This is a genomic window from Mesorhizobium sp. NPDC059054, from assembly GCF_042739215.1.
Taxonomy (GTDB): Bacteria; Pseudomonadota; Alphaproteobacteria; order Rhizobiales; family Rhizobiaceae; genus Mesorhizobium.
This window is the reverse complement of sequence record NZ_JBHYHV010000004.1, coordinates 151,559-173,308: the sequence shown is the minus strand read 5'-3', so window position 1 is coordinate 173,308 and position 21,750 is coordinate 151,559. Positions and strand designations below refer to the sequence as shown.

Sequence of the window (21,750 nt, the reverse complement as noted above, 5' to 3'; positions counted from 1 at the left end):
TCTCGGAAACGAAATGCTCCCGCGGGGACCGCGGGAGCGCTGTTTATGCGGTCCTTATTAGGACGAATGCCGGCTAAAGCAAGCCAGCCGCCGTCATCAGATCGGTGACCTTCTTGGAGTTGAGCTTCTGCGGGTCGATCTTGGGGGCCTGCAAGTCGGCGAGCGGCACGAGCTTGGCGTTCGATTCCGCGCCATTGCCGACCGCATATTCGAACGAGGTTCCGGTCTTCAGCACGTCCTGGCCACCTTTGCCGGCGAGCCATTTCACGAAAGCCTGCGCTTCCTTCGCATGCTTGGAGGAAGCGAGCACGCCAGCGCCGGAAACCGAAACGAAAGCGCCCGGGTCCTGGTTCTTGAAATAGTACTGCACGACGTTCTTGCTGTTCTCGCCGGTCTTATTCTGGTCGCCGAAATAGTAGTAGTGATAGATCACGCCGCCATCGACCTGGCCGGCATTGACCGCCTTCATCACTGTGCTGTTGCCCTTGAACGGCTTGAAGTTGTCCTTCATGGCCTTGAGCCAGGTAGCGGTGGCCTCCTCACCCTTCAGTTCCAGCAGAGCCGAAACGATCGCCTGGAAGTCGGCACCGGATGGCGAAGCACCCCAGCGGCCTTTCCAGCTTGCGTCGGCAAGGTCGAGCAACGACTTCGGCAGCTGGTCTTCCTTCAGCTTGTCCTTGTTGTAGACGAAGACGGTGCTGCGCGCGGCGATGCCGACCCACTTGCCGTCAGAAGGACGATATTGTTCAGGCACCAGCGCCAGCGTGTCGGCGTCGATCGGCGCGAACAGGCCTGCGGCGTCGACCAGCGCCATCGCCGGCGAGTTCTCGGTGAGGAATACATCAGCCGGCGAAGCTTTGCCTTCCGCCACGATCTGGTTGGAGAATTCGCTGTCGCCGCCATTGCGCAGCGTCACCTTGATGCCGGTCTCCTTGGTGAAGGCTTCCGCCCATTCCTTGGCCAGGCTTTCATGCTGGGCGTTGTAGACAACGATGCCGTCGTCGTCCGCGGCCATGGCCGGCATTGCGGCGAGGCCGATCGTGAGCGCCGCAGCACCTGCCAGCATCGAAAGAATGGACTTCATCAAGGTCTCCTCGGTTGAGCAATCCAATGTCGGGAGCAGCTATCGATACATGATCGACCAAGTCAAGATTTCGTCGAATGAAACGGCTGCGGCATGTCGCCCGGCATGGCTGCCACTGAAAAATGCATGCTGCGACCTCATCATCCTGACGCCTGCTGCCAGAGTTATGGGACTTGGGCTCGTCTGCGTGCAGCCGGGAGCATTGGATTGGGCTACGGAACTGCTTGCCAATGTGGAGCCCGGCCTCAACGGCCGGCCTTGTCACAGTGCCGGTGAATAGATTTCCCAAGCAGCGTGTTGCAGAGAAGCAGAGACGTTGCGGAGTACTTGGCAGGCGGGGAATTCTGCATAAATTTCAAGCAATTGTGAAGGTGAAGCAACCGCGATCTTGCGGGCGTGCGGCCATAGGGTGGTCTGCCTAGGGCACTTTGCATGTCGGGCAAGAGTCCAGCACGGGATGTTTGTTTGGCGCGCTCTCCGCTTTTGATTGGCGCGGTGCGGAGGGGAGATAACGCGCATCGAAAATTCTTTTCATCCTCCAGTAAAACTGCTGCCGATTTTTCGCGAAACCATGATCCGGCTGGGCGTAAACAGTCATAAACGGTCGATCGGCCGTATTTTTACCGCTGTCTAATAAGACCGATTCATGTAGAAAGCCGCTCCGCCGATCACGGTAATTTGAAGATCGCCACGCGCATTCCCATATCGAACGCGCGCCGACCGGAGATGCGGCGGGGGTTCACGTTTCACCGGATGACAACGATGCCGAAAATGAAGTTTCACAAGGTCGCAGCCATTGTGGTGCTTGTTGGCTTTGCAGCGTGGATGGGTACCGGTCATTTCTCATCGGTAGGCAGTGCCGCCTCGGAGCAACCCAAAGCCGAGGCCAAGCCGGAACGGGTGGAGCAGAAAGCTTCGCTGCGGATCGTCAAGGTGGTGGCGCCGCCGCGCAGTGAGCATGCGCGGGCGATCCGCATTTCGGGGGTAACCGAAGCGGACAAGCGCGCAGTGCTTGCCACCCGCGTCGCCGGCGTCATCAGCGAATTGCCGGTCAGGCAGGGCGACCGCGTCAAGATCGGCGACATCGTTTTGATGCTCGACGCCGAAGAGAAGATCTCGGCGGTCGAGAACGCCCGGCAGCTGAAGGGCCAGCGGCAGGCCGAGCTCGATGCGGCCGAACGGCTGGCCAGGACCGGCAACCTCGCCAAGCTGCAGCTCGACAGCGCCCGTTCGGCGCTGGCCTTGGCATCGTCGCAGCTCGACGCCGCCGAGAGCGAACTTGCCCGCAAGGAAGTGAAGGCACCGTTCGATGGTGTCATCGACCGTGTGCCGGTGGAACTCGGCAGTGCCGTTCCACTGGGCGGCGAAGTGGCCACCATCCTCAGCCTTGACCCGGTGATCGCGCGCGGCGAAGTCAGCGAACGCGACCTTGGCTATCTCAAGATCGGCGACAAGGCCAATGTACGACTGGTCAGCGGCCAGATCGCCGAAGGCACCGTGCGCTACATCAGCCGCGATGCTTCGACCGCCACCCGTACCTTTCGTGTCGAGATCGCCATTCCGAATGCCGACGGCGCCATTCCCGCCGGCATGACGGCCGAAATCACGCTGTCGGCCAAGCCGGCCGATGCGATCATGCTGCCCCGTTCCGTCGTGACGCTGGGCGACAAGGGCGATCTCGGCATCCGCGCCGTCGACAAGGACAACAAGGTCACCTTCTTTCCAATCGATCTGGTCGACGACACGCCAAACGGTCTCGTGCTCGCCGGTATCCCGGCGGATGCGCGCGTCATCGTTGCTGGCCAGGAACTGGTGACGGACGGCGATGTCGTGCAACCCGTCGAGGCCGACCCGCAGGAAATCAAGAAGCTGGTCGGCGGCGATGCCGCCGCCGGAACGCTGTAGTCGTTTTCATCGAATCCGAAATCGGGATCTACCCCTATGGATATCGTCAAGCTTGCCATCCAGAATGCGCGGCTGACCATTTCGGTGCTGCTGTTCCTGCTGCTCGCAGGAGCCATTGCGTATATGTCCGTGCCGAAGGAAGCCGAGCCGGACGTGCCGATCCCGATGATGTATGTCTCCCTGGTCTATCAGGGGATCTCGCCGGAGGATTCGGAGCGGCTGCTGCTGAGGCCCGTCGAGACCAAACTGAAGAGTTTGAAGGGGCTGAAGGAGATGCGCTCGGCCGCCTTCCAGGGCGGCGGCTACGTGCTGGTCGAGTTCGACCCGTCGACCGACCTTGCCCAGGCGCTGCAGGACACCCGCTCCAAGGTGCAGGACGCCAAGGCAGACCTGCCGCAGGCTGCTGAAGAACCGACCGTCAACGAGGTCAACATCTCCGAATTCCCGGTGCTGGTCGTGACCCTGTCCGGCCACGTGCCGGAGCGCGTGCTGGCCAAGGCCGCGCGTGAACTGCGCGACCGCATCGAGGAGGTTCCGGGCGTGCTGGAAGGCACGCTGCAGGGCTCGCGCGACGACCTCGTCGAGGTCGTGGTCGACCCGGTGAAGCTTTCCTCCTATGGGCTGCAGCTCGACCAGCTGATGCAAGGCGTCGGCCAGTCCAACAGCCTGGTCGCTGCCGGCAACATAGAGGGCTCGGAGGGCAAATATGCGGTCAAGGTGCCGTCGCTCATCGAGACGCCGGAAGACGTCGCCAACCTGCCGGTGGTGGCCGGTCCGAATGCGGTGGTGCAAGCGAAGGACGTCGCCACCATCCGCTCCACTTTCAAGGACGCCGAGACCATCACGCGTCTCGACGGCAAGCCGGCGATCGCCATCGAAGTGAAGAAGCGCATCGGCGCCAACATCGTCGAAACGATCGAAGGGGCGAAGAAGGTCGCCGACGAATTCGTCAAGATCGCGCCGGCGGGCATGGAAGTCACCTACACGCAGGACAAGTCCGTCTTCGTGAAGCAGTTGCTGAACGATCTGCAGAACCACGTGCTGATCGCCGTCATCCTGGTCTTCATCGTCATCCTCTACGCGCTGTCGGGCCGCGCCTCGCTGCTCATCGGCCTGGCCATCCCGTCATCGTTCCTGATCGGCATCCTGCTGCTTGCCATGATGGGCTACACGATCAACATGATCGTGCTGTTCTCGCTGATCCTGGCGGTCGGCATGCTGGTGGACGACGCCATCATCGTCACCGAATTCGCCGAGCGGCGCATGACGGAAGGCATGCCGAAGGAGGAAGCCTTCGCATTGGCCGCCAAGCGCATGGCCGGCCCGGTCATCGCGGCCACCATGACGCGCATCGCGGCCTTCTCGCCGCTTCTGTTCTGGCCCGGCATCATCGGCGACTTCATGAAATACCTGCCGATCACGCTGATCGTCACGCTGGCAGCGTCGATGCTCTATGCTTTGGTGTTCACGCCGACGCTCGGCGCGATTTTCGCCAAGGCGGAGGTCCACAGCGAGGAAGAGCGCAAGGACGGCACCTACATGGCCGTGGTGCGCAAGGCCGTGCAGTACCCCAAGACCGTACTGGTGCTGACGGTCGCGCTGCTGGTGGGCGTGCAGGTTGCCTATTCCAAATACGGCGCCGGCGTCGAATTCTTCCCGAATGTCGAGCCGGACTACGGCCTGCTTTACGTGCATGCGCGCGGCAATCTCTCGCTTGCCGAGATGGATGCGGCGACGCGCATGGCAGAGGAAAAGCTGCTCGGCTGGCCTGGCGTGAAATCGGTCTATACCCGCGTCGGCAAGACCCAGGGCGGCGGTGCCGATATTCCGGAAGATGTCGTCGGCGTCATCCAGTACGAGTTCGTCGACTGGCGCGAGCGCAAGGCTGCGAACCAGATTCTCGACGACCTGCGCAAGGCAACGGCTGGAATTCCGGGCGTCGATGTCGAGGTGCGCGTGCCGGAGGCAGGCCCGCCGACGGGCAAGCCGATCCAGGTGCGCATCTCCGCGGTCGACCCGACCGGCATCGAAAAGGTGGCGCGCGAGGTTGCGTCCGGCATCGCCAAGGTGCCAAGCGTCATAGACGTGTCAGACGGCCTGCCGCCACCCGGCATCGACTGGGCGCTGGAGGTCGACCGCAGCAAGGCGGCGCAATATGGCATCAATCCGACTTCGGTCGGCACTGTGGTGCAGCTGGTTACCAATGGGCTGAAGCTCAGCGAGTACCGTCCGGCCGGTGCTGACGACGCCGTCGACATCCGCCTGCGCCTGCCGGAAGACCGGCGAACGCTGTCGACGCTGGATGAACTGCGCGTGCAGACCAGCCAAGGTTCGGTGCCGATCTCGAACTTCGTCATCCGCAAGCCGGAGCCGCGCGTCGGTACGCTGAACCGTATCGACGGCGCCCGCACCGTGGTGGTGCAGGCAAACGTCGCGGCTGGTGCGCAGGTAGCGGCCGTGCAGGCGGAGGTAACCAAGGCGATCTCCGATATGGGGCTTCCCGACAACTTCCGCTGGAAGCTGGCCGGCTCCAATGAAGACAGCGCGGAGGCAAGCGCCTTTCTGTCGAAAGCATTCGGCGCCGCGATCTTCCTGATCTTCCTGGTGCTGCTCGCGCAGTTCAACAAGTTCACATCCGTCTGGCTTGTGCTGTCCTGCGTGGTCATGGCGACCATCGGTGTGTTTCTCGGGCTCATGATGACCGGCCAGCCGTTCGGCATCGTCATGTCCGGCATCGGTGTGATCGCGTTGGCGGGTGTGGTGGTGAACAACAACATCGTGCTGATCGACACTTACGACCGGCTGCGCGAGGAAGGCTGGGACAAGACGGAAGCGGTGCTGCAGACCTGTCGCGAACGTGCCCGCCCGGTTGTGCTGACGGCTGTTTCGGCGATCCTCGGCGTCTTGCCGATCGCCTTCGGCCTCGGCCTCGAGATCTTCCACCACGAGACGACGATCAACGCACCGTCGACGCAGTGGTGGATATCGCTGTCGTCGGCGATCGTGTTCGGCCTGTCCTTTGCGACACTGCTGACGCTGGTGGTGACGCCTGCCATGCTGATGGTGTTCACCCGCGCCAAGCGCAAGCCCGGGCAGCGCAGCTGGCTTGGCCGGCTGTTCCGCGGTCGCAAGGCGGCCTCGAACGACGACCTGCCGGATCTCGACACAGCCGGCGCATTGCCCAAAGCCGCGGAGTAGGCCGCTGCGCTGGAATGCAAAAAGGCCGCCGGATTGATCGGCGGCCTTTTCTTTCGAAGAGTGTGACAGTCAAGCGGCTTCCATCGGCGCGGTGAGGCTGGTCACCGGGATGCCAAGATCCGTCAGGGCCTCGGCAACAGCGCGATCGATAGGTGTGTGCGGGATCCGTCCGATCAATCCTTCCAGCCGGTCGGAAACCAACCGATGTGGTTCGAAACGCAGGTAGGACATCTCAAGGATCGCCTTCCACATCGGCACGAAGGGAGCGGCGACCTTGAACACCCACCAGGGCATCGAGGCCATGCCGAGCTTGCGGCCGACGGCATGTTCGAGGGCAGCCTTCATCTCCAGGTCGGTGATGGCGTGACCGGGGAAGTGCAGGTTCTCATAGCTGCCCAGATCATCCAGACGATCCGCAAGCGCGACAAAGGCATCGGCGAGGTCGGGCAGATAAGCCCATTCATGCACAATGTCGGTCGGGCCGGCGGCCGTGTAGATGCCCTTTTCGATCTTCGATACCATGACCAGATCGAACCATGAGCCCGTACCGGTACCACCGAAGAAATCGCCGGCGCGCAGCAGGATGGTGCGCAGGCGTCCGGCATCCGCTTCCGCGCGCAACAAGTTTTCGACCGCGACGCGGATGTGGCCCTTCTCGGTTGTGGGGTGGATGGGCGCATCCTCGGTGATCATTTCGGGGATGGGCGAGCCGTAATTGTAGACGTTGCCCGGGAAGAGCAGGACTGCGTCATTGGCCTCGCAGGCGGCAACGACATTCTCGGCCATCGGCAGTACCGTGCTCCAATCGGAATAGATCGGGTTCAGGCCATGGAACACGATGTCGACACCGGCAGTGGCATGCACCAGCGCCTCGCGGTCGAGGGCGTTGGCGGCGATGCCGGTTGCACCAGCGAGATCTGCCGGCAGCTTGCCACTGCGGGTGATGCCACGGACGTCGTAGCCGGCCTGAACGAATGCCTTGCCGACGGCCCGGCCGAGCCGTCCGTTGGCGCCGAGGATTGCAATGCTGGTCATGTGAAGTCTCCTGGTCGATGTTGCGATGGCCTTATTTTCTCCTTTCATGAACGAATGGAAATTGACTGATTTCGGCTTTCTGTTATTCATTTTTGAATATGAAGGATATCGACTGGAACCTGATCAAGAGCTTCGTGGCGGTGGCCGAGACCGGCAGCCTGTCGGCGGCGGCGCGCAAGCTTTCCGCCAGCCAGCCGACGCTTGGGCGCCACATCACCGAACTGGAGCAGGCGCTCGACGTCACGCTGTTCCGGCGTGGCCGGCAAGGGCACGAACTTACCGAGGCGGGCGCGTTGCTTTATGAACGCGGCCAGTCGGTCGCCGCGCAGGCGACGGCTTTTTCGTTGCTTGCGCTGGGCTCCGTAGAGGCGATCGAGGGAACGGTTCGCATCGCGGCCAGCGAGATGGTGGCCGCTTACGCCCTGCCTGAGATTCTTGCCAGGCTTGGTCTGGAGGAACCCGGCATCGAGATCGAGGTGGTCGCTTCCAATCAGGTCGAGAACCTGCTGCGCCGTGACGCCGATATCGCCATCCGCATGGTCCGGCCCGTACAGAACGAGCTGGTTGCCCGCAAAGTCACCGACATCGCTCTGTGTGCCTGTGCCGCGACCAGCTATGTCGAGCGGCGCGGCCGGCCTGAAACCGCGGCCGATATCGTCAACCACGACATTGTCGGCTTCGACCGCGATGACAGTATCATCCGCGGGTTTGCCGCTGCAGGCATCGCATTGGAGCGCAATGCTTTCCGCTTCCGCTGCGACAACCAGATCGTGCATTGGCAGGCCGTGCGCGCCGGCAATGGCATCGGCTTCACGCAGCGTCCCCTGGTCGATCGGGATCCGCTGGTCGAGCCACTGCTGCCCGACCTTGCACTCCCGTTACTGCCGGTGTGGCTCGCCATGCACCGCGATGTGCGCGGTTCGCTGCGCATCCGCCGCGTCGTGGATTTCCTGCACGAAGCGCTGAAGCGCTATTCCGCCGGCTGAGCGGCGAAATCGGCCGTGTGGGCGAGGCTCGACATCAGGAAGACGATGACGAGGAAGCCGGACAGCACCACGAACACGGTTGAGAAGCCTATGTGTTCTGCCGCGAAGCCGATCAGGGACGGCGCCAGCAGTATGCCGGAATAGCCCATGGTGGTGACGACACTCATTCCCGTGCCGGATGCCATGCCGGGCTGATTGCCTCCGGCCGAGAAGGCGATCGGCACCATGTTGGCGATGCCCAGGCCCGAAAAGGCGAAGGCAGCGATCACAAGCCACGGCCATGGCGACAGCGCTGCAACCAGCATGCCGGATGCAGCGATCAATGAGGAAATGCGCAAGGTCGTCACGGCGCCGAAGTGGTTGCGCACGCCATCGCCGGCAAAGCGCATCAAAGCCATCGCGCCGGAGAAGAAGGCATAGGCAAGACCCGCGGTCGCGAGTTCCGCACCAAGCTCCTGCTTCAGATAGAGCGCCGCCCAATCGAGTACTGCACCCTCAGGGATCATCGACATCAGCGCCATCAGGCCGACAAGGTAGACGGTCGCGGTCTTCGGCAGCGTGAACTTGTGATGCTCCTGTGCCACCGGCTTCCGGTCGGTGATCAGGTACCGCCAGGCAACCGCGAGAAAGATGATCGCAATCACGGTGACGATGATCGCGTGGGTGACGTGCCCGTAATGCTGGATGATCAGACCACCGGCTCCGCCGCCGGCGAAGCCGCCGAGACTCCAGAAGGCGTGCGAGGATGACATGACGGCGCGCGACAGCCGGCGCTCCACCGCAACGGCATTGGCGTTCATGGCCACGTCCATACCGCCGATCAAACCGCCGAACAGGAACATCGCCACGACCGCCAGCGGAACGCTTGGCGCCAGCGCCACCAGCAACAGGCCGAACACACAGACGGAGGCAAAACCGCGCACGACCGCACGCGAGCCGTGCCTGGACATGAGATAGCCGGACAACGGCATGAACGTCAGCGCGCCAAGGCCGAACAGCAGGATAAGCAGGCCGAGCGTCGCCTTGCTGATGTCCAGCCGGGTCAGGAAAACCGGGATCTGCGGTGCCCAGCTGCCGGTCAGAAGGCCATTGATGAAGAACATCGCCGCCACCGCCCAGCGACCGCGCGCGGCATTTTGCAGGGAGGAAACTGCGGTCATGGCGAGAGCTCGAAATAGAAATTGGAACGATTCAATCGTTAGATCGAATCAACCGTATCGTCAAGGGATCGGAGGAAGCCGGCTTGACTCAGTGGTTGCAGCAAGGGTGCGGAGGCGTGATGATTGCCGCGAGCCTCAATGGTCCTTTGGGCGATTGATCTCGAAGGCGGCCTTCTGGGCGTTGGAGGCCTCAGTCTGGTGCTGTGTCTGCCACTCGGCATAGGGCATGCCGTAGACGATCTCGCGCGACTGGTCTTTGGAAAGGGCAACGCCTTCCGCCTCTGCCGCCTCGCGATACCAATTGGACAGGCAGTTGCGGCAGAAGCCGGCGAGGTTCATCAGGTCGATGTTCTGCACGTCGGTACGCTCGCGCAGGTGCGTGACCAGCCTGCGGAAGGCGGCGGCTTCGAAGTCGCGTTTCTGTTCGTCGCTCAGATCGGTCATGGCGGTATCCTCGTCTTGGCGCGTCAGAGCAATTCCAGGAAAAGTGTGTAGCGGTTTTCCGTCCGGAATTGCGCAAACAAAGAGTTAGACCGGCCCGGTACGCGAGCCGAACATCTTCACCGCTTGTATATCGGGACGGCGATTGACCGCGTCAACGATCGGTGCCAGCCGCTCTGCCCAGGCAAGTGCGCCCCTGGCATCGGCGATCAGGTCCTGGCGGATCTCGATCAAAGCATGCGCGAAGCCGTTGACGATGGCATGGCGGAACATGGTGTCGCCGCGCAATGCACCGTCATAGGGTTCATTGTCGCCGACCACGAGATCTTTGTCCGCAGCCAGCGCCTCGATGATCGGGTGCGGGGCGCGATCGTCGCGGTCCCACAGGATGCCGACATGCCAAGGCCTTGCGCGGCCCTGCATGACGGGGGTGAAAGAGTGCACCGAGAAGATGAAGGGCGCGCGGCCGGATTCTTTCGCAACCGAGGCGATTACCGCGGCCACAGCCTCGTGGTACGGACGGTAGAAACGCTCCAGCCGCGTCTCGCGCTCTTCGGGCGACATCGGATAGTTGCCCGGCACGACGGTGCCGTCATAGAGCTGGCGGATCAGCGTCGGGTCGTCTTCGCCGCGGTTGGGGTCGATCAGCAGACGCGAGAAGTTGGCGAGCACGGCCGGTGCGCCGAGCAAGGCAGCAAGCTCGCGGGTTACCGCCTCGACGCCGATATCGTAGGCGATATGGCGCTCGAATTCGGCAGCCGGCAGGCCGAGCGCACCATATTCTTCCGGCAGCTCGCGCCGGGCATGGTCGGCCACCAGCACGATGCCGCGACTGCGGTCACCCTCGATCAGGTCGAATGGCGCAAAAACTGTGGATCGGGTCATGGCACGGGGAAAATCAAGCGGTGGCGTCTCTGGGCGGGATGGTAACGTGATCCCATGAAGCGGAAGTCCGCGCAATGCCGTTGTTTGGTCAAGGTTTTTGCGAAAAACTTTCATCCTCCGGCATAGCATGCGCCGGCTTGCCAATTAAATCGATTGGATTCACAGTGGGGCGCGCGTTGACATGCGCCCGGACATCTTCGAAAAGGGCGCCTGATCATGCAAGTTTCATTCAGCGAGGGGTCTCGAATGGCATCCGCCAGCCGACAGCGTAGGCGAAAGGGCATCGCCCTGTTGCTGCCGCTGCTCGTCCTGTTCGCGGCGCCCCTGGTGATGGCTTCTCCGGCCAAGGCTGATTTCCGCGTGTGCAACGCCACCCAGAATCTGGTTGGCGTCGGCATCGGCTATCGCGCCAAGACGGGCTGGATCACCGAAGGCTGGTGGCACATCGAAGGTTCGACCTGCAAGACGCTGATCGAGGGTCCGCTGTCATCGAGGTTTTATTATCTCTATGCAGAAGATGCCGAGCGCGGCGGCCGTTGGGATGGTCCGATCTCGATGTGCGTGGCCGAAAAGGAATTCAAGATTGCCGGCGTAACCGATTGCGTCGCCCGGGGCTTTCAGCGCGCCGGATTCCAGGAATACGACACAGGCGAGCAGGCGAGCTGGATGGTCCAGCTGACCGAGCAGCCCACTGCGGATGGCACCCCGGCCGCTCCGCCAAGCAATGGTCAGAATAGTCAATGAGACGCAGCCGCAAGGTCAAGATCCTAGCCACCATCGGTCCCGCTTCCTCCGAGGAGGCGATGCTGAAGAAGCTCTTCGAGGCAGGCGCGGACGTGTTCCGCATCAATATGAGCCATGCCGATCATGACCTGATGCGTACACTTGTCGGTCGCATTCGTTCGGTGGAGGCTGCTGTCGGCCGTCCGATCGGCATCCTTGCCGACTTGCAGGGACCGAAGCTGCGTGTCGGCAAATTCGCCAACGGCACGGAAGAGTTGAAAGTCGGCCAGACCTTCACGCTGGACGACAACCCGGAACTCGGCGACTCCAACCGTGTTCATCTGCCGCATCCCGAAATCCTGCGCTCTGTGGCCGTCGGCGACCGGTTGCTGATCGATGATGGCAAAGTCGAGCTGAAGGCCGTGAAGGTCGACGGCCGCTCGATCGTCGCGACCGTGGTGGTCGGCACCAAGATTTCCGACAAGAAGGGCGTGTCGCTGCCCGATACCGAACTGCCGGTCGGCGCGCTGACCGAAAAGGACCGCGCCGATCTCGATGCGGTGCTGGCGGCCGGCGTCGACTGGGTGGCGCTTTCCTTCATCCAGCGTCCGGAAGATCTCGCCGAGGCCCGCAAGATCGCACGCGGCCGGGCACTGCTGCTTTCCAAGATCGAGAAGCCGCAGGCAGTGGCGCGGCTGGCCGAGATCATCGAGCTGTCGGACGCGCTGATGGTGGCACGCGGCGATCTCGGGGTCGAGCTTCCGCTGGAGGCAGTGCCTGGCATCCAGAAGCAGATCACCCGCGCCGCGCGCCGGGCCGGCAAGCCGGTCGTTGTGGCGACGCAGATGCTGGAATCGATGATTTCCGCTCCGGTGCCGACCCGCGCCGAGGTATCGGACGTGGCCACCGCCGTGTTCGAAGGTGCCGATGCCATCATGCTTTCGGCCGAATCCGCCGCCGGTTCCTATCCCGTCGAAGCGGTGACGACCATGAACCGCATCGCTGAACGTGTCGAACGCGATCCGACCTATGCCGGTATCATCAACGCCCAGCGCTCTGAGCCGGAGGCCACAGGCGCCGATGCCATTTCGCTGGCGGCGCGCGAAATCGCCGAGACGCTGAAGCTGTCTGCGATCGTCACCTACACCGCTTCCGGCACAACGGGCCTGCGTGCGGCGCGCGAACGGCCGCAGGTGCCGATCATCGCGCTGTCGCCGATCCTTGCTACAGCGCGGCGCCTTTCACTGTTGTGGGGCACGCATTGCGTGGTTTCGGAAGATGCGACCGATCTCGACGACATGGTCGATCGTGCCTGCCGGATCGCTTCCGAGCAAGGTTTCGGCAAGCCGGGCGACCGCATCATCATCACCGCAGGCGTGCCGCTGAGGACACCCGGATCCACCAACATGCTGCGGATCGCTTATCTGGGAGCGGATGTGAGGCAGTGAAGATTGAGGGAGTGGTGAGATAGCCAGTAGCGAGATAGTGGCAGAGATTTCCCCCTATTCACCACTCGCTCTCTCGCTACTCCCTCAAATCGCTTCTCCCGCCAATTCCTCCGACAGCTTCGACACCTGATCCTGCGCATTGCGCAGCATCGGGTAGAGGTCGAGTACCTTCAGCCAGGCATCGAGCGCGGCCTGCTTGCGGCCGGTTTCGGTCATGATCTGGGCGATGCCCGACAGGGCGCCGAAATGGCGCGGCTCCAGTTCCAGCGTCTGTTCGATGTCGGCCATTGCCTTGGCGTAATTCTTCATCAGGAAATGTGCCGTGGCGCGGCGATTCCATCCCTCGGCGTATTTTGGTTGCAGCGTCACCACCTGGTCGAGGAAGTCGAGCGCAACGTCGAACTTCTTGTCCTCGATCGCTTTTTGCGACCACTGCATCATCAGATCGACCGACGCGCTGCCCGACCGGCTCCACTCGTTCCAGATGCGACCGGCCACGAGTTCAGCAGACCGTGGGCTGCGGGCATGTTTCAGATCGATGAAAAGCTGGTCGACACGCTGTTCGCGCGTCTGCGCTAGCGCAGGCTTGACGGCATTGTCGGCCGCGATGGCCGGCATCAGCGAAATGGAGAAGGAAAGCGCCGTACAAACGGCAAATAACGTCCGCATTCCCGGATTCTATCTCCGGGATGCCAGACGTTCAAACTGAATCTGAGTTCAGCATCATCACGCGGCGCCTGTAGATAGGCGCCACAAAGGGATCAGCCCTGACGCGCCTTGTAGCGTGGAGCGGTCTTGTTGATGATGTAGATACGGCCCTTGCGGCGAACCAGGCGGTTGTCACGATGACGCGCCTTGAGCGCCTTGAGCGAATTCTTGATCTTCATGGTCTTGCCCGTCGGTCTTTGAATCTCTTCGCATGACCTTGTCCGAAAAGTCTGCAACTTTTTGCTGCGCTGACCTTCGGTTCAGGATCATGCTCTGCCCGGTTTCGGGCTGAACTTGAAAGGCGCGCCCGAAGACGCGCCCTGTTGCGATCGGCTCATACCGGGGCGCCCCGTGCATGTCAACCTCGCAGGCGGCTTGATCACGCTTTCAGCCGGCAAATGCGCGGATGCGCGTGAAGTGCCCCATCTTGCGTCCCGGCCGGGCTTCGGCCTTGCCATAGAGATGCAACATCAGGTCCGGCTCGGCGAGCAATGCCGGCACCTGATCGATGTCGTGGCCGATCAGGTTTTGCATGACGCAATCCGAGTGCCGGCTGGCATCGCCAAGCGGCAAACCGGCGACGGCGCGGATATGCTGTTCGAACTGCGAGACAGTGCAGGCGGCCTCCGTCCAATGGCCGGAATTGTGCACGCGCGGCGCCATCTCGTTGGCAAGCAGGCTGCCGTCGGGAAGCACGAAGAACTCGATGCCGATCACGCCGACATAGTCGAGCGCGGTGATGATCGTCATGGCTGCCTGCTTGGCCGCATCCGCCGTAGCGATCGAAATGCCGGAGGGCACGGTCGAGGTGTGGAGAATGCCGTCGCGATGCACGTTGCGGGCGGGGTCGTAGACGGCGAGAGCGCCATCGGCGCCGCGCGCGGCAATCATGGAGATTTCGTATTCGAAGGCGACCAGTGATTCCAGGATCAGCGGCACGCCGCCCATCGCCTCATAGGTGCCTCCGGCCTCCTTGATGCCGCGCAGCACGCGCTGGCCCTTGCCGTCGTAACCGAGGCGCCGGGTCTTCAGCACGCCGTTGCCGTCGAACGCGTTCAGCGCAGCGGCAAGATCAGCGTCGTTGTCGATTGCGTGGAAGGCTGCGGTTGCGACGCCAACATCGTTCAAGAACTGTTTTTCGGTCACACGGTCTTGTGCCACCTGCAGTGCCCTTGCCGAAGGCCGCACCGGCCGTGTCGTCGAGAGCGTTTCCGCGGCGCTGACCGGAACATTCTCGAATTCATAGGTAATGATCGCGCAGGCGGCTGCGAGTTCGGCAAGGGCGACCGGGTCGTCATAGGCCGCGACAATCTGTCGGTTGGCGACCTGAGCCGCAGGGCAATCCGCTTGTGGTTCGAGGATGATGGTCCGATAGCCGAGTTTTGCGGCGGCCATCGCCAGCATGCGGCCAAGCTGGCCGCCGCCGATGATGCCGATGACTGAACCTGCGGGAAGAGCAGCGGTCACGGCTGGTCCACCGGCTCGACGGCAACCCGGGCGGTCTGGCCGGCGCGCCAGCCATCGAGCCGTTCGGCCAAAGCCTTATCGTTCAAAGCAAGCACGGCTGCAGCCAGCAGTGCCGCATTAGCCGCACCCGCCTTGCCGATGGCCAGCGTGCCGACAGGAATGCCGGCCGGCATCTGCACGATGGAAAGCAGAGAATCCTGGCCCGACAGTGCTTTCGATTCCACTGGCACACCAAACACCGGCAGCGAGGTCATCGCAGCCGTCATTCCGGGCAGGTGGGCGGCGCCGCCGGCACCGGCGATGATCACCTTGTAACCGGCCGCCCTGGCGCCCTTGGCGAATTCATAGAGTCGGTCGGGTGTGCGGTGGGCGGAAACGATCAGCGCCTTGTGCGGGATCTCCAGCACCTCCAGCAATTCCGCGGCATGGCGCATGGTCGCCCAGTCGGACTGGCTGCCCATGATGATGGCGACATCGGCTTTATGCTCGGCCAAGTTGCTCTCCCCGGCGACAAAATGGCGAGGTAGCGGAATTTGCCTTGTCGGGCAAGGATTGCGACGATGAGCCTGGCGCTCAGGCGATGATATCGGGAATGATGCGATCTTCGAGCGCGCTCAGCCGGTCCTTGAGCGCCAGCTTCTTCTTCTTCATGCGCTGCACCTGCAGCGGATCACAGCCCGTGGCGATCATCGCGTTGATGGCCGCGTCGAAATCGGCATGTTCCTGCTTCAAGCGTGCAAACTCGAGACGAATCTCGGCCTGTTCCTGTTCCGACATGTCCACCGTTCTGCTGACTCCGGCGCCCATGCGCGCCTCTGATGGGCGGGGGCCGCCGACCTTCGCCAGCGGCGCGACCGCATTATCACATTTCATGACGCGGTGGAATGCTACCACATGGCATTCGACAAGGCGAAGCAATGGTGGCACACTGTCATTTGGCCGTCACGCGGGCGCCCGCGGTGGACGTCGTGCGTCGGTCGCTGGCAAGGAATATGAAAGGGAGAACCATTCATGTCTCTAGCGTCCCATCTTGAAGAGCTTCAGCGGAAACACAGCGACATCGAACGCGAGATCGATGACGCACTGTTGCACCCGTCGGTGGACGATCTTGAAATCGTGTGCCTCAAGCGACGCAAGCTGGCTATTAAGGACGAAATGGCAAAATTGAGAGGCAGACCCTCGACCCATTAATTCGGCCTTCCAAATCGGCGTTCAGCGCCGAAATGCTCCCGGCGGCGCATAGCCGCCGGCCAGAGGCCATTCAGTATTCCCACAAGGCTTACGCCGGGCGAAACAAGCAGATGCCTCGACATTTGCTGTCTATCGCCGCGCGTGGCAGTGGTGGAATCGGCCGCTGCAAGGTGATTTGACAGACCTTCGCCCACCTTGCCATTGACAAGGCTGTGCTCCTCCTCCACCTCATGCCCGGACGCATTTCTCATGAGGCGACCGGCATGACCGGGTATTTTTCCTCTCCATTTCCGCGCCGGCAGTCGGTAGGCGTCGACGTCGGTGGCGTGCTCGTCGGCGGTGCTGCGCCTGTTGTCGTGCAGTCGATGACAAACACCGACACGGCCGATATCGACCAGACGGTAGCTCAGGTCGCGGCACTGCATCGCGCGGGGTCGGAGATCGTTCGCATCACCGTCGATCGCGACGAAAGTGCTGCCGCCGTGCCGAAGATCCGCGAGCGGCTGGAGCGGCTCGGCGTCAACGTGCCGCTCGTCGGCGACTTCCACTATATCGGCCATAAGCTCCTGGCCGATCATCCGGCCTGTGCCGAGGCGCTGGCGAAATATCGCATCAACCCCGGCAATGTCGGCTTCAAGGACAAGAAGGACAAGCAGTTCGCCGAGATCGTCGAGATGGCGATCCGCCACGACAAGCCGGTGCGCATCGGCGTCAATTGGGGATCGCTCGACCAGGAGCTGTTGACCCGGCTGATGGACGAAAACCAGGAAAAGGGTTCGCCGTTGACGGCCAACCAGGTCATGCGCGAGGCGATCGTGCAGTCTGCCATCCTGTCGGCGGAGCTTGCCGAGGAAATCGGGCTTGGCCGCGACAAGATCATCCTGTCGGCCAAGGTCAGCGGCGTGCAGGATCTGATTGCCGTCTACACCATGCTTGCGACCCGTTCCGATCATGCGTTGCATCTCGGGCTTACCGAGGCAGGCATGGGCTCGAAGGGCATCGTCGCCTCGTCGGCGGCGATGGGGATTCTTCTGCAGCAGGGCATCGGCGATACGATCCGCATTTCGCTCACCCCGGAACCCGGCGGCGACCGCACCCGCGAGGTGCAGGTGTCGCAGGAATTGCTGCAGACCATGGGTTTTCGTCAGTTCGTGCCGATCGTGGCGGCCTGTCCGGGTTGCGGTCGCACGACCTCGACCGTTTTCCAGGAACTCGCCCAGTCGATCCAGGAGGATCTGCGCAAGAACATGCCGGTCTGGCGCGAGAAATATCCCGGCGTCGAGGAATTGAAGGTCGCTGTGATGGGTTGCATCGTCAACGGCCCGGGCGAATCCAAACACGCCGATATCGGTATCTCGCTGCCTGGCACCGGCGAGACGCCGAGCGCGCCGGTGTTCGTCGACGGCCGTAAGACGGCAACCTTGCGCGGACCGAATATTGCCGCCGATTTCGAGAAGATGGTCGCCGACTACATCGAACAACGGTTCGGCGGGCACGGCCAGGCGGCGGCAGAATAATACCGATGCGGCGCGCTGCCGGTTTCGCTTGTTTGGTTCTGTCGGCACTGCTGGGGGGGTCTCCTGTGCAGGCCGACCCTCCTCATACGCATTCGGCACAGAAACGGCTGATTGGGCGTGTTTGCGATCTGATCGAAGCGCACGCGGCCGAACAGGGCCTGCCGAAGGATTTCTTCGCTCGGTTGATCTGGAAGGAAAGCCGGTTCGATCCGAACGCGGTCAGCCCGGTCGGCGCCGAGGGCATTGCCCAGTTCATGCCGGGTACCGCCAAGATGCGCGGCCTCGTCAACTCCTTCGACATCGAGCAGGCGATACCTGCTTCCGCCAAATATCTGTCCGAGTTGAAATCCGGCTTCGGCAATCTGGGACTCGCGGCCGCCGCCTATAATGCCGGCGAGAACCGGGTGACGCGCTGGCTGGGTTCCGGCGGATTCCTGCCGCTGGAAACGGAAGAGTATGTGCTCGACGTCATGGGCGAGCCGGCCGACAAGTTTTCCGACAAGGCCTATGCGGGGGTGGTGCTGCCACTCGATCCCAAGCAGCAGAATTTTTCCGCCGCTTGCAGGCGACTGCCGGTGAGCAAGGCGAGAACGGTGCCGATGGCGGCTGTGCACGTGAAGCCCTGGGGTGTCCAGGTGGCCGGAAACTTCCGCCGGTCCGCTGCCGTGCGGCAATGGCAAAGGGTACAGGCACGCTTTCCGGCCGTGCTTGCGAATGCCGACCCCGTGGTCAGTCGCGTGCGCACGCCGATGGGGCGGCGCGGCGTCTATGCCGTGCGCATCGGCGCCGACAACCGCAAGGCTGCCAACGAGATCTGCGACAAGCTGCACAGCGTCGGCGGCTCCTGTATCGTGCTGAGGAACAGATGACCGGGGCCGGACGGAACTTGACGGCTGATCTTCTCTACAACGATCCGGCCCTCGTCGATTTCTACGACCTGGTCAACACTGGCGATGCCGAACTGAGGCGCTGCCTGGCATTGGCTGGCGATGCGAAGTCCGTGCTCGATCTTGGTTGTGGTACCGGACAATTGGCCGCGGCATTCGCCGACGGCCGCGCCGTGGTCGGTGTCGATCCGGCCGGCGCGATGCTCGACGTGGCTCGCCGGCGGCCAGCCGGCGAGCACGTGGAATGGGTCGAGGGCGATGCCCGCACGATCAGGATCGGACGTACCTTCGATCTCGTCATGCTGACCGGTCACGCCTTTCAGGTCTTCCTGACCCGGGAAGACCAGCTGGCCGTGCTCGGAACCATCGCGGCGCATCTCGCGCCGGGTGGACATTTCCTCTTCGACAGTCGCAACCCAGCGGTCGAAGCATGGCGCGACTGGGTTCCGGAGCGATCGGAAGAAATGGTCAGCCACCCACGCTTCGGCATGGTCAAGGGCTGGTACGATGCTCGCATGGAAGCGGACGGTATTGTCAGCTATCGGACCTGGTACGAGGTCGCCGCAACGGGCCAGATGCTGATGGCAGAATCGAAGATCGCTTTTCCATCCAAGGATGAAATTGCCGCAGGCATCGAAGCAACAGGTCTTGTCGCCGAAAGCTGGTTCGGTGACTGGGAGGGCGGTGCCTGGACGCCGGCCTCGCGCGAGATCATCCCGTTCGGCCGGCTTCGATAGCTGGCCGGTGCAATCGGCTCAGGCGGTCTTGGCCACCGTTTCGCTGAGCCATGTGCCGATCTTGGCACCGAGCCGATCCGGTGAGACCGGCTTGGCCAGATAGTCGTCCATGCCGGCCTCGATGCATTTATCGCGATCGCCCTTCAGGGCATGTGCGGTAACCCCGATGATCGGCGTGCGGGTGCCGTTGGCTGCTTCGATCGTACGGATGGCGCGTGTCGCTTCGTAGCCGTTCAATTCGGGCATCGAAACATCCATGAGGACCAGCTTGGGATTCAGCGTTTTGTACATCTCGACCGCTGTGCGGCCGTTGGCCGCGATGCGGTAGCTCAGGCCCAGCCCGCTCAGGATCTGCCCGAAGACCATCTGATTCACCTCGTTGTCCTCGGCGATCAGGATATCGATCGGGCGGGTGGGGTTGGCCAATGCGTCCGGCTTGGGCATCGGGGCCGGCGTACCGCGAATGACCGTGAAGGCCGGTTGCGCCGGTGTGGCAACATGGATCGGCTCGCGCACGAAATGCGCTTTGCCGGCCTGGCTGCGGGCCTTCTGTATGACGGAGATGACTGTTCCCAGAAGCACCGCCGAACGCGACGGCTTGGTGAGGTGAGCGGCGATACCGAAGTCGAGGATCAACTTGGCGAAGTCGACCTGGTCGACGGAGGTGAGCAGGATGACTGGGATCGAGGAGAGGCGACTGTCGGCGGCGATCGCCTTGGCGACGTCTGCGCCGTTCATGCCGGGCATCTGGTAGTCGAGGATGACGCAATCCACCGATGCGCCGAGCTGATGAGCGCGATCGAGGAAGGCAAGGCCGACCGCGCCGCTTTCGGCAGCCGCACAGTCGAAGCTCCAGCTGCGCAACTGTTCCAGCAGGATTTCGCGATTGACCGGATTGTCGTCGATGACGAGCACGCGTGCGCCGGTGACGTCGACGGGCACGATGTCTTCATTGCCTGTCGCCTGGTGGACGGGAAGCGGGACGGCGAACCAGAACACCGAGCCGCGGCCGATCTCGCTCTCGACGCCGATCTGGCCCCCCATGAGATCGACCAGGCGGGCAGCGATCGCCAAGCCCAGTCCAGTGCCTTCGTGGCGGCGGGTCGAGGACGAATCCACCTGGGCGAATTTCTCGAACACGCTCTGCAGCTTGTCTGCCGGGATGCCGATGCCGGTATCCTCGACGCGGACCTTCATCTGGACATGATCGTCCACGACCTCGCCGGAAACGTCGACCAGCACATGGCCTTTTTCGGTGAATTTCACGGCATTGCCGAGCAGGTTGGTGATGATCTGGCGGAAGCGGCCGACATCGCCGACGACATGATGCGGCAGGCGCGGGTCGACACGCACGATGAGTTCGAGGTTCTTCTCCGCGACGCGGGCTGAAACCAGTGTGGCGACATCTTCGACCGCCTCGGCGAGGCGAAAAGGGGCGGGGTCGAGCGTCAGCTGGCCGGCGTTGATCTTGGAGAAGTCGAGAATGTCGTTGATGATGGTGAGCAGCGCGTTGCCGGACTTCACGATGACATCGGTGAAGGTTTTCTGGCGTGGATTGAGCTCGGTCTTGGCAAGCAGTTCGGCCATGCCGAGCACGCCGTTCATCGGCGTGCGTATTTCATGGCTCATATTGGCCAGGAATTCCGATTTGGCGCGGTCGGCAGCCTCTGCCTTGAACAGGGATTCCGCCGTCTCGGCGAAGGCTCGACGAATCGCCTTTTCCATCGGGCGGAAGATCCAGATGGCGACCACGATCAGGGCGGCGCAAAGCGACAGGCTCGCCCACAGCAGCAACCTGTCGCTGCGGGTTTCGGCCATGCGACGCTCGACATCCATCGCGGTGCGGGCACGCGCCAGCATGGGCTGCGCGAACAGGTCGTTCTGATTGCGGATTTCCCGGTAATTCCAATCCTGGGCGCGTGTCGCCGCAATCATCAGGTCGAAATTGCGCAGGATGTCACGCGCGGACCACAGCAGATAGCCGTTGACGGAAGCCGCGTTGAGTTCATCGCGGGTTGGCTTCGAGAGTTTGGGCGTGATGGCGGCGATCTCGACACTGAGCGCCTCCATGCCGGCTTTGAGGCGCTGCGCGTGGTCTTTGGCGGAAGCAGCGAGCGCCGCGCTCGTGTCCGGCCGCCATGAACTGACGGCGGTTTCGGCGAAACCGGTGGCACTGTTCAAATCGCGGGCGAAGTTGACGATATGGCCGCCCAGGACATCGATCTCGGCACGATAGGCGCCGGCGCGATTTAGCGCGAAGATGGTGCCGGTGACCGCAATGGCCAGGATCAGCAAGCCGGAAAGGTAACGGATCCGGATCGACCGGATAAAGGAAGTGTAGTCAGGCATGCGTAACCCCAACCCATACGCGCCATTTT

21 protein-coding genes are annotated in these 21,750 nt (G+C 62.5%); 10 read left to right on the top strand and 11 right to left on the bottom strand.

The genetic code is table 11. The annotated features are described in order from the left end of the window. Positions 1–73: 73 nt before the first annotated feature. Positions 74–1,084: an iron ABC transporter substrate-binding protein gene (locus ACFWXH_RS18030; RefSeq protein ID WP_379122506.1), complete on the bottom strand. Its 1,011-nt coding sequence runs from the start codon at positions 1,082–1,084 to the stop codon at positions 74–76. Here ACFWXH_RS18030 and ACFWXH_RS18025 point away from each other — a divergent pair. From ACFWXH_RS18025 to ACFWXH_RS18015, 3 genes are all read left to right on the top strand, one after another. After that, complete coding sequence (locus ACFWXH_RS18025; protein WP_379122504.1) at positions 1,074–1,364, top strand: hypothetical protein; 291 nt, start codon at positions 1,074–1,076, stop codon at positions 1,362–1,364. The genes ACFWXH_RS18030 and ACFWXH_RS18025 overlap by 11 nt on opposite strands. Before the next feature lie 482 nt (positions 1,365–1,846). Further along, positions 1,847–2,989, top strand: coding sequence for an efflux RND transporter periplasmic adaptor subunit (locus ACFWXH_RS18020; protein WP_379122502.1), 1,143 nt, complete (start codon positions 1,847–1,849; stop codon positions 2,987–2,989). Positions 2,990–3,025: 36 nt separating this feature from the next. Next, positions 3,026–6,187: an efflux RND transporter permease subunit gene (locus ACFWXH_RS18015; RefSeq protein WP_379122500.1), complete on the top strand. Its 3,162-nt coding sequence runs from the start codon at positions 3,026–3,028 to the stop codon at positions 6,185–6,187. Positions 6,188–6,256: 69 nt separating this feature from the next. On the opposite strand, the gene ACFWXH_RS18010 is transcribed toward ACFWXH_RS18015, so the two are convergent. After that, on the bottom strand, positions 6,257–7,222 hold the full coding sequence (locus tag ACFWXH_RS18010) for an NAD-dependent epimerase/dehydratase family protein (RefSeq protein WP_379122498.1): 966 nt from the start codon (positions 7,220–7,222) through the stop codon (positions 6,257–6,259). Between the two features lie 98 nt (positions 7,223–7,320). Here ACFWXH_RS18010 and ACFWXH_RS18005 point away from each other — a divergent pair, with 98 nt between their 5' ends. After that, positions 7,321–8,208, top strand: coding sequence for a LysR family transcriptional regulator (locus tag ACFWXH_RS18005; protein WP_379122496.1), 888 nt, complete (start codon positions 7,321–7,323; stop codon positions 8,206–8,208). Here the strand turns inward: ACFWXH_RS18005 and ACFWXH_RS18000 are convergent. From ACFWXH_RS18000 to ACFWXH_RS17990, 3 genes are all read right to left on the bottom strand, one after another. Then, positions 8,193–9,368 carry an MFS transporter gene (locus ACFWXH_RS18000; protein ID WP_379122494.1) on the bottom strand — a complete coding sequence of 392 codons (1,176 nt, stop codon included), beginning with the start codon at positions 9,366–9,368 and terminating at the stop codon, positions 8,193–8,195. The genes ACFWXH_RS18005 and ACFWXH_RS18000 overlap by 16 nt on opposite strands. Before the next feature lie 135 nt (positions 9,369–9,503). After that, on the bottom strand, positions 9,504–9,812 hold the full coding sequence (locus ACFWXH_RS17995; RefSeq protein ID WP_379122492.1) for a DUF1244 domain-containing protein: 309 nt from the start codon (positions 9,810–9,812) through the stop codon (positions 9,504–9,506). An 84-nt stretch (positions 9,813–9,896) separates the two neighbouring features. Beyond that, positions 9,897–10,694, bottom strand: a complete 798-nt coding sequence (locus ACFWXH_RS17990) for an N-formylglutamate amidohydrolase (RefSeq protein WP_379122490.1) — start codon at positions 10,692–10,694, stop codon at positions 9,897–9,899. Between the two features lie 246 nt (positions 10,695–10,940). Between ACFWXH_RS17990 and ACFWXH_RS17985 the strand changes: the two genes are divergently transcribed. Both ACFWXH_RS17985 and pyk read left to right on the top strand, forming a co-directional pair. Continuing rightward, entirely contained in the window at positions 10,941–11,438 is a 498-nt protein-coding gene (locus ACFWXH_RS17985; RefSeq protein ID WP_379122488.1) for a DUF1036 domain-containing protein, read from the top strand. Continuing rightward, positions 11,435–12,865 carry a pyruvate kinase gene (gene pyk, locus ACFWXH_RS17980; protein ID WP_379122487.1) on the top strand — a complete coding sequence of 477 codons (1,431 nt, stop codon included), beginning with the start codon at positions 11,435–11,437 and terminating at the stop codon, positions 12,863–12,865. Before ACFWXH_RS17985 ends, pyk begins: the two co-directional genes overlap by 4 nt. 84 nt (positions 12,866–12,949) lie before the next feature. Here the strand turns inward: pyk and ACFWXH_RS17975 are convergent, their stop codons facing one another. From ACFWXH_RS17975 to ACFWXH_RS17955, 5 genes are all read right to left on the bottom strand, one after another. Beyond that, positions 12,950–13,534: a tetratricopeptide repeat protein gene (locus ACFWXH_RS17975; RefSeq protein WP_379122485.1), complete on the bottom strand. Its 585-nt coding sequence runs from the start codon at positions 13,532–13,534 to the stop codon at positions 12,950–12,952. A 92-nt stretch (positions 13,535–13,626) separates the two neighbouring features. Further along, positions 13,627–13,752 (bottom strand): type B 50S ribosomal protein L36, encoded by a 126-nt coding sequence (gene ykgO, locus ACFWXH_RS17970; RefSeq protein ID WP_040974291.1) that lies wholly within the window; start codon positions 13,750–13,752, stop codon positions 13,627–13,629. Between the two features lie 208 nt (positions 13,753–13,960). Continuing rightward, positions 13,961–15,040 (bottom strand): 5-(carboxyamino)imidazole ribonucleotide synthase, encoded by a 1,080-nt coding sequence (locus tag ACFWXH_RS17965; RefSeq protein ID WP_379122483.1) that lies wholly within the window; start codon positions 15,038–15,040, stop codon positions 13,961–13,963. Continuing rightward, complete coding sequence (gene purE / locus ACFWXH_RS17960) at positions 15,037–15,501, bottom strand: 5-(carboxyamino)imidazole ribonucleotide mutase (protein WP_379123287.1); 465 nt, start codon at positions 15,499–15,501, stop codon at positions 15,037–15,039. The genes ACFWXH_RS17965 and purE overlap by 4 nt, the downstream gene beginning before the upstream one ends. Positions 15,502–15,613: 112 nt before the next feature. Beyond that, a complete protein-coding gene (locus tag ACFWXH_RS17955; RefSeq protein ID WP_024922779.1) occupies positions 15,614–15,817 on the bottom strand; it encodes a YdcH family protein in 204 nt (67 codons plus the stop codon). A gap of 234 nt (positions 15,818–16,051) precedes the next feature. Here ACFWXH_RS17955 and ACFWXH_RS17950 point away from each other — a divergent pair, with 234 nt between their 5' ends. From ACFWXH_RS17950 to ACFWXH_RS17935, 4 genes are all read left to right on the top strand, one after another. Then, positions 16,052–16,231, top strand: coding sequence for a YdcH family protein (locus ACFWXH_RS17950; protein WP_054313726.1), 180 nt, complete (start codon positions 16,052–16,054; stop codon positions 16,229–16,231). Positions 16,232–16,494: 263 nt separating this feature from the next. Continuing rightward, positions 16,495–17,748: a flavodoxin-dependent (E)-4-hydroxy-3-methylbut-2-enyl-diphosphate synthase gene (gene ispG, locus ACFWXH_RS17945; protein ID WP_054313725.1), complete on the top strand. Its 1,254-nt coding sequence runs from the start codon at positions 16,495–16,497 to the stop codon at positions 17,746–17,748. Between the two features lie 5 nt (positions 17,749–17,753). After that, positions 17,754–18,617: a transglycosylase SLT domain-containing protein gene (locus ACFWXH_RS17940; protein ID WP_379122480.1), complete on the top strand. Its 864-nt coding sequence runs from the start codon at positions 17,754–17,756 to the stop codon at positions 18,615–18,617. A gap of 17 nt (positions 18,618–18,634) precedes the next feature. Continuing rightward, on the top strand, positions 18,635–19,372 hold the full coding sequence (locus ACFWXH_RS17935) for a class I SAM-dependent methyltransferase (protein ID WP_379122478.1): 738 nt from the start codon (positions 18,635–18,637) through the stop codon (positions 19,370–19,372). 18 nt (positions 19,373–19,390) lie between these two features. Here the strand turns inward: ACFWXH_RS17935 and ACFWXH_RS17930 are convergent, their stop codons facing one another. After that, positions 19,391–21,721, bottom strand: a complete 2,331-nt coding sequence (locus ACFWXH_RS17930; protein ID WP_379122476.1) for a response regulator — start codon at positions 21,719–21,721, stop codon at positions 19,391–19,393. Positions 21,722–21,750: the final 29 nt, after the last annotated feature.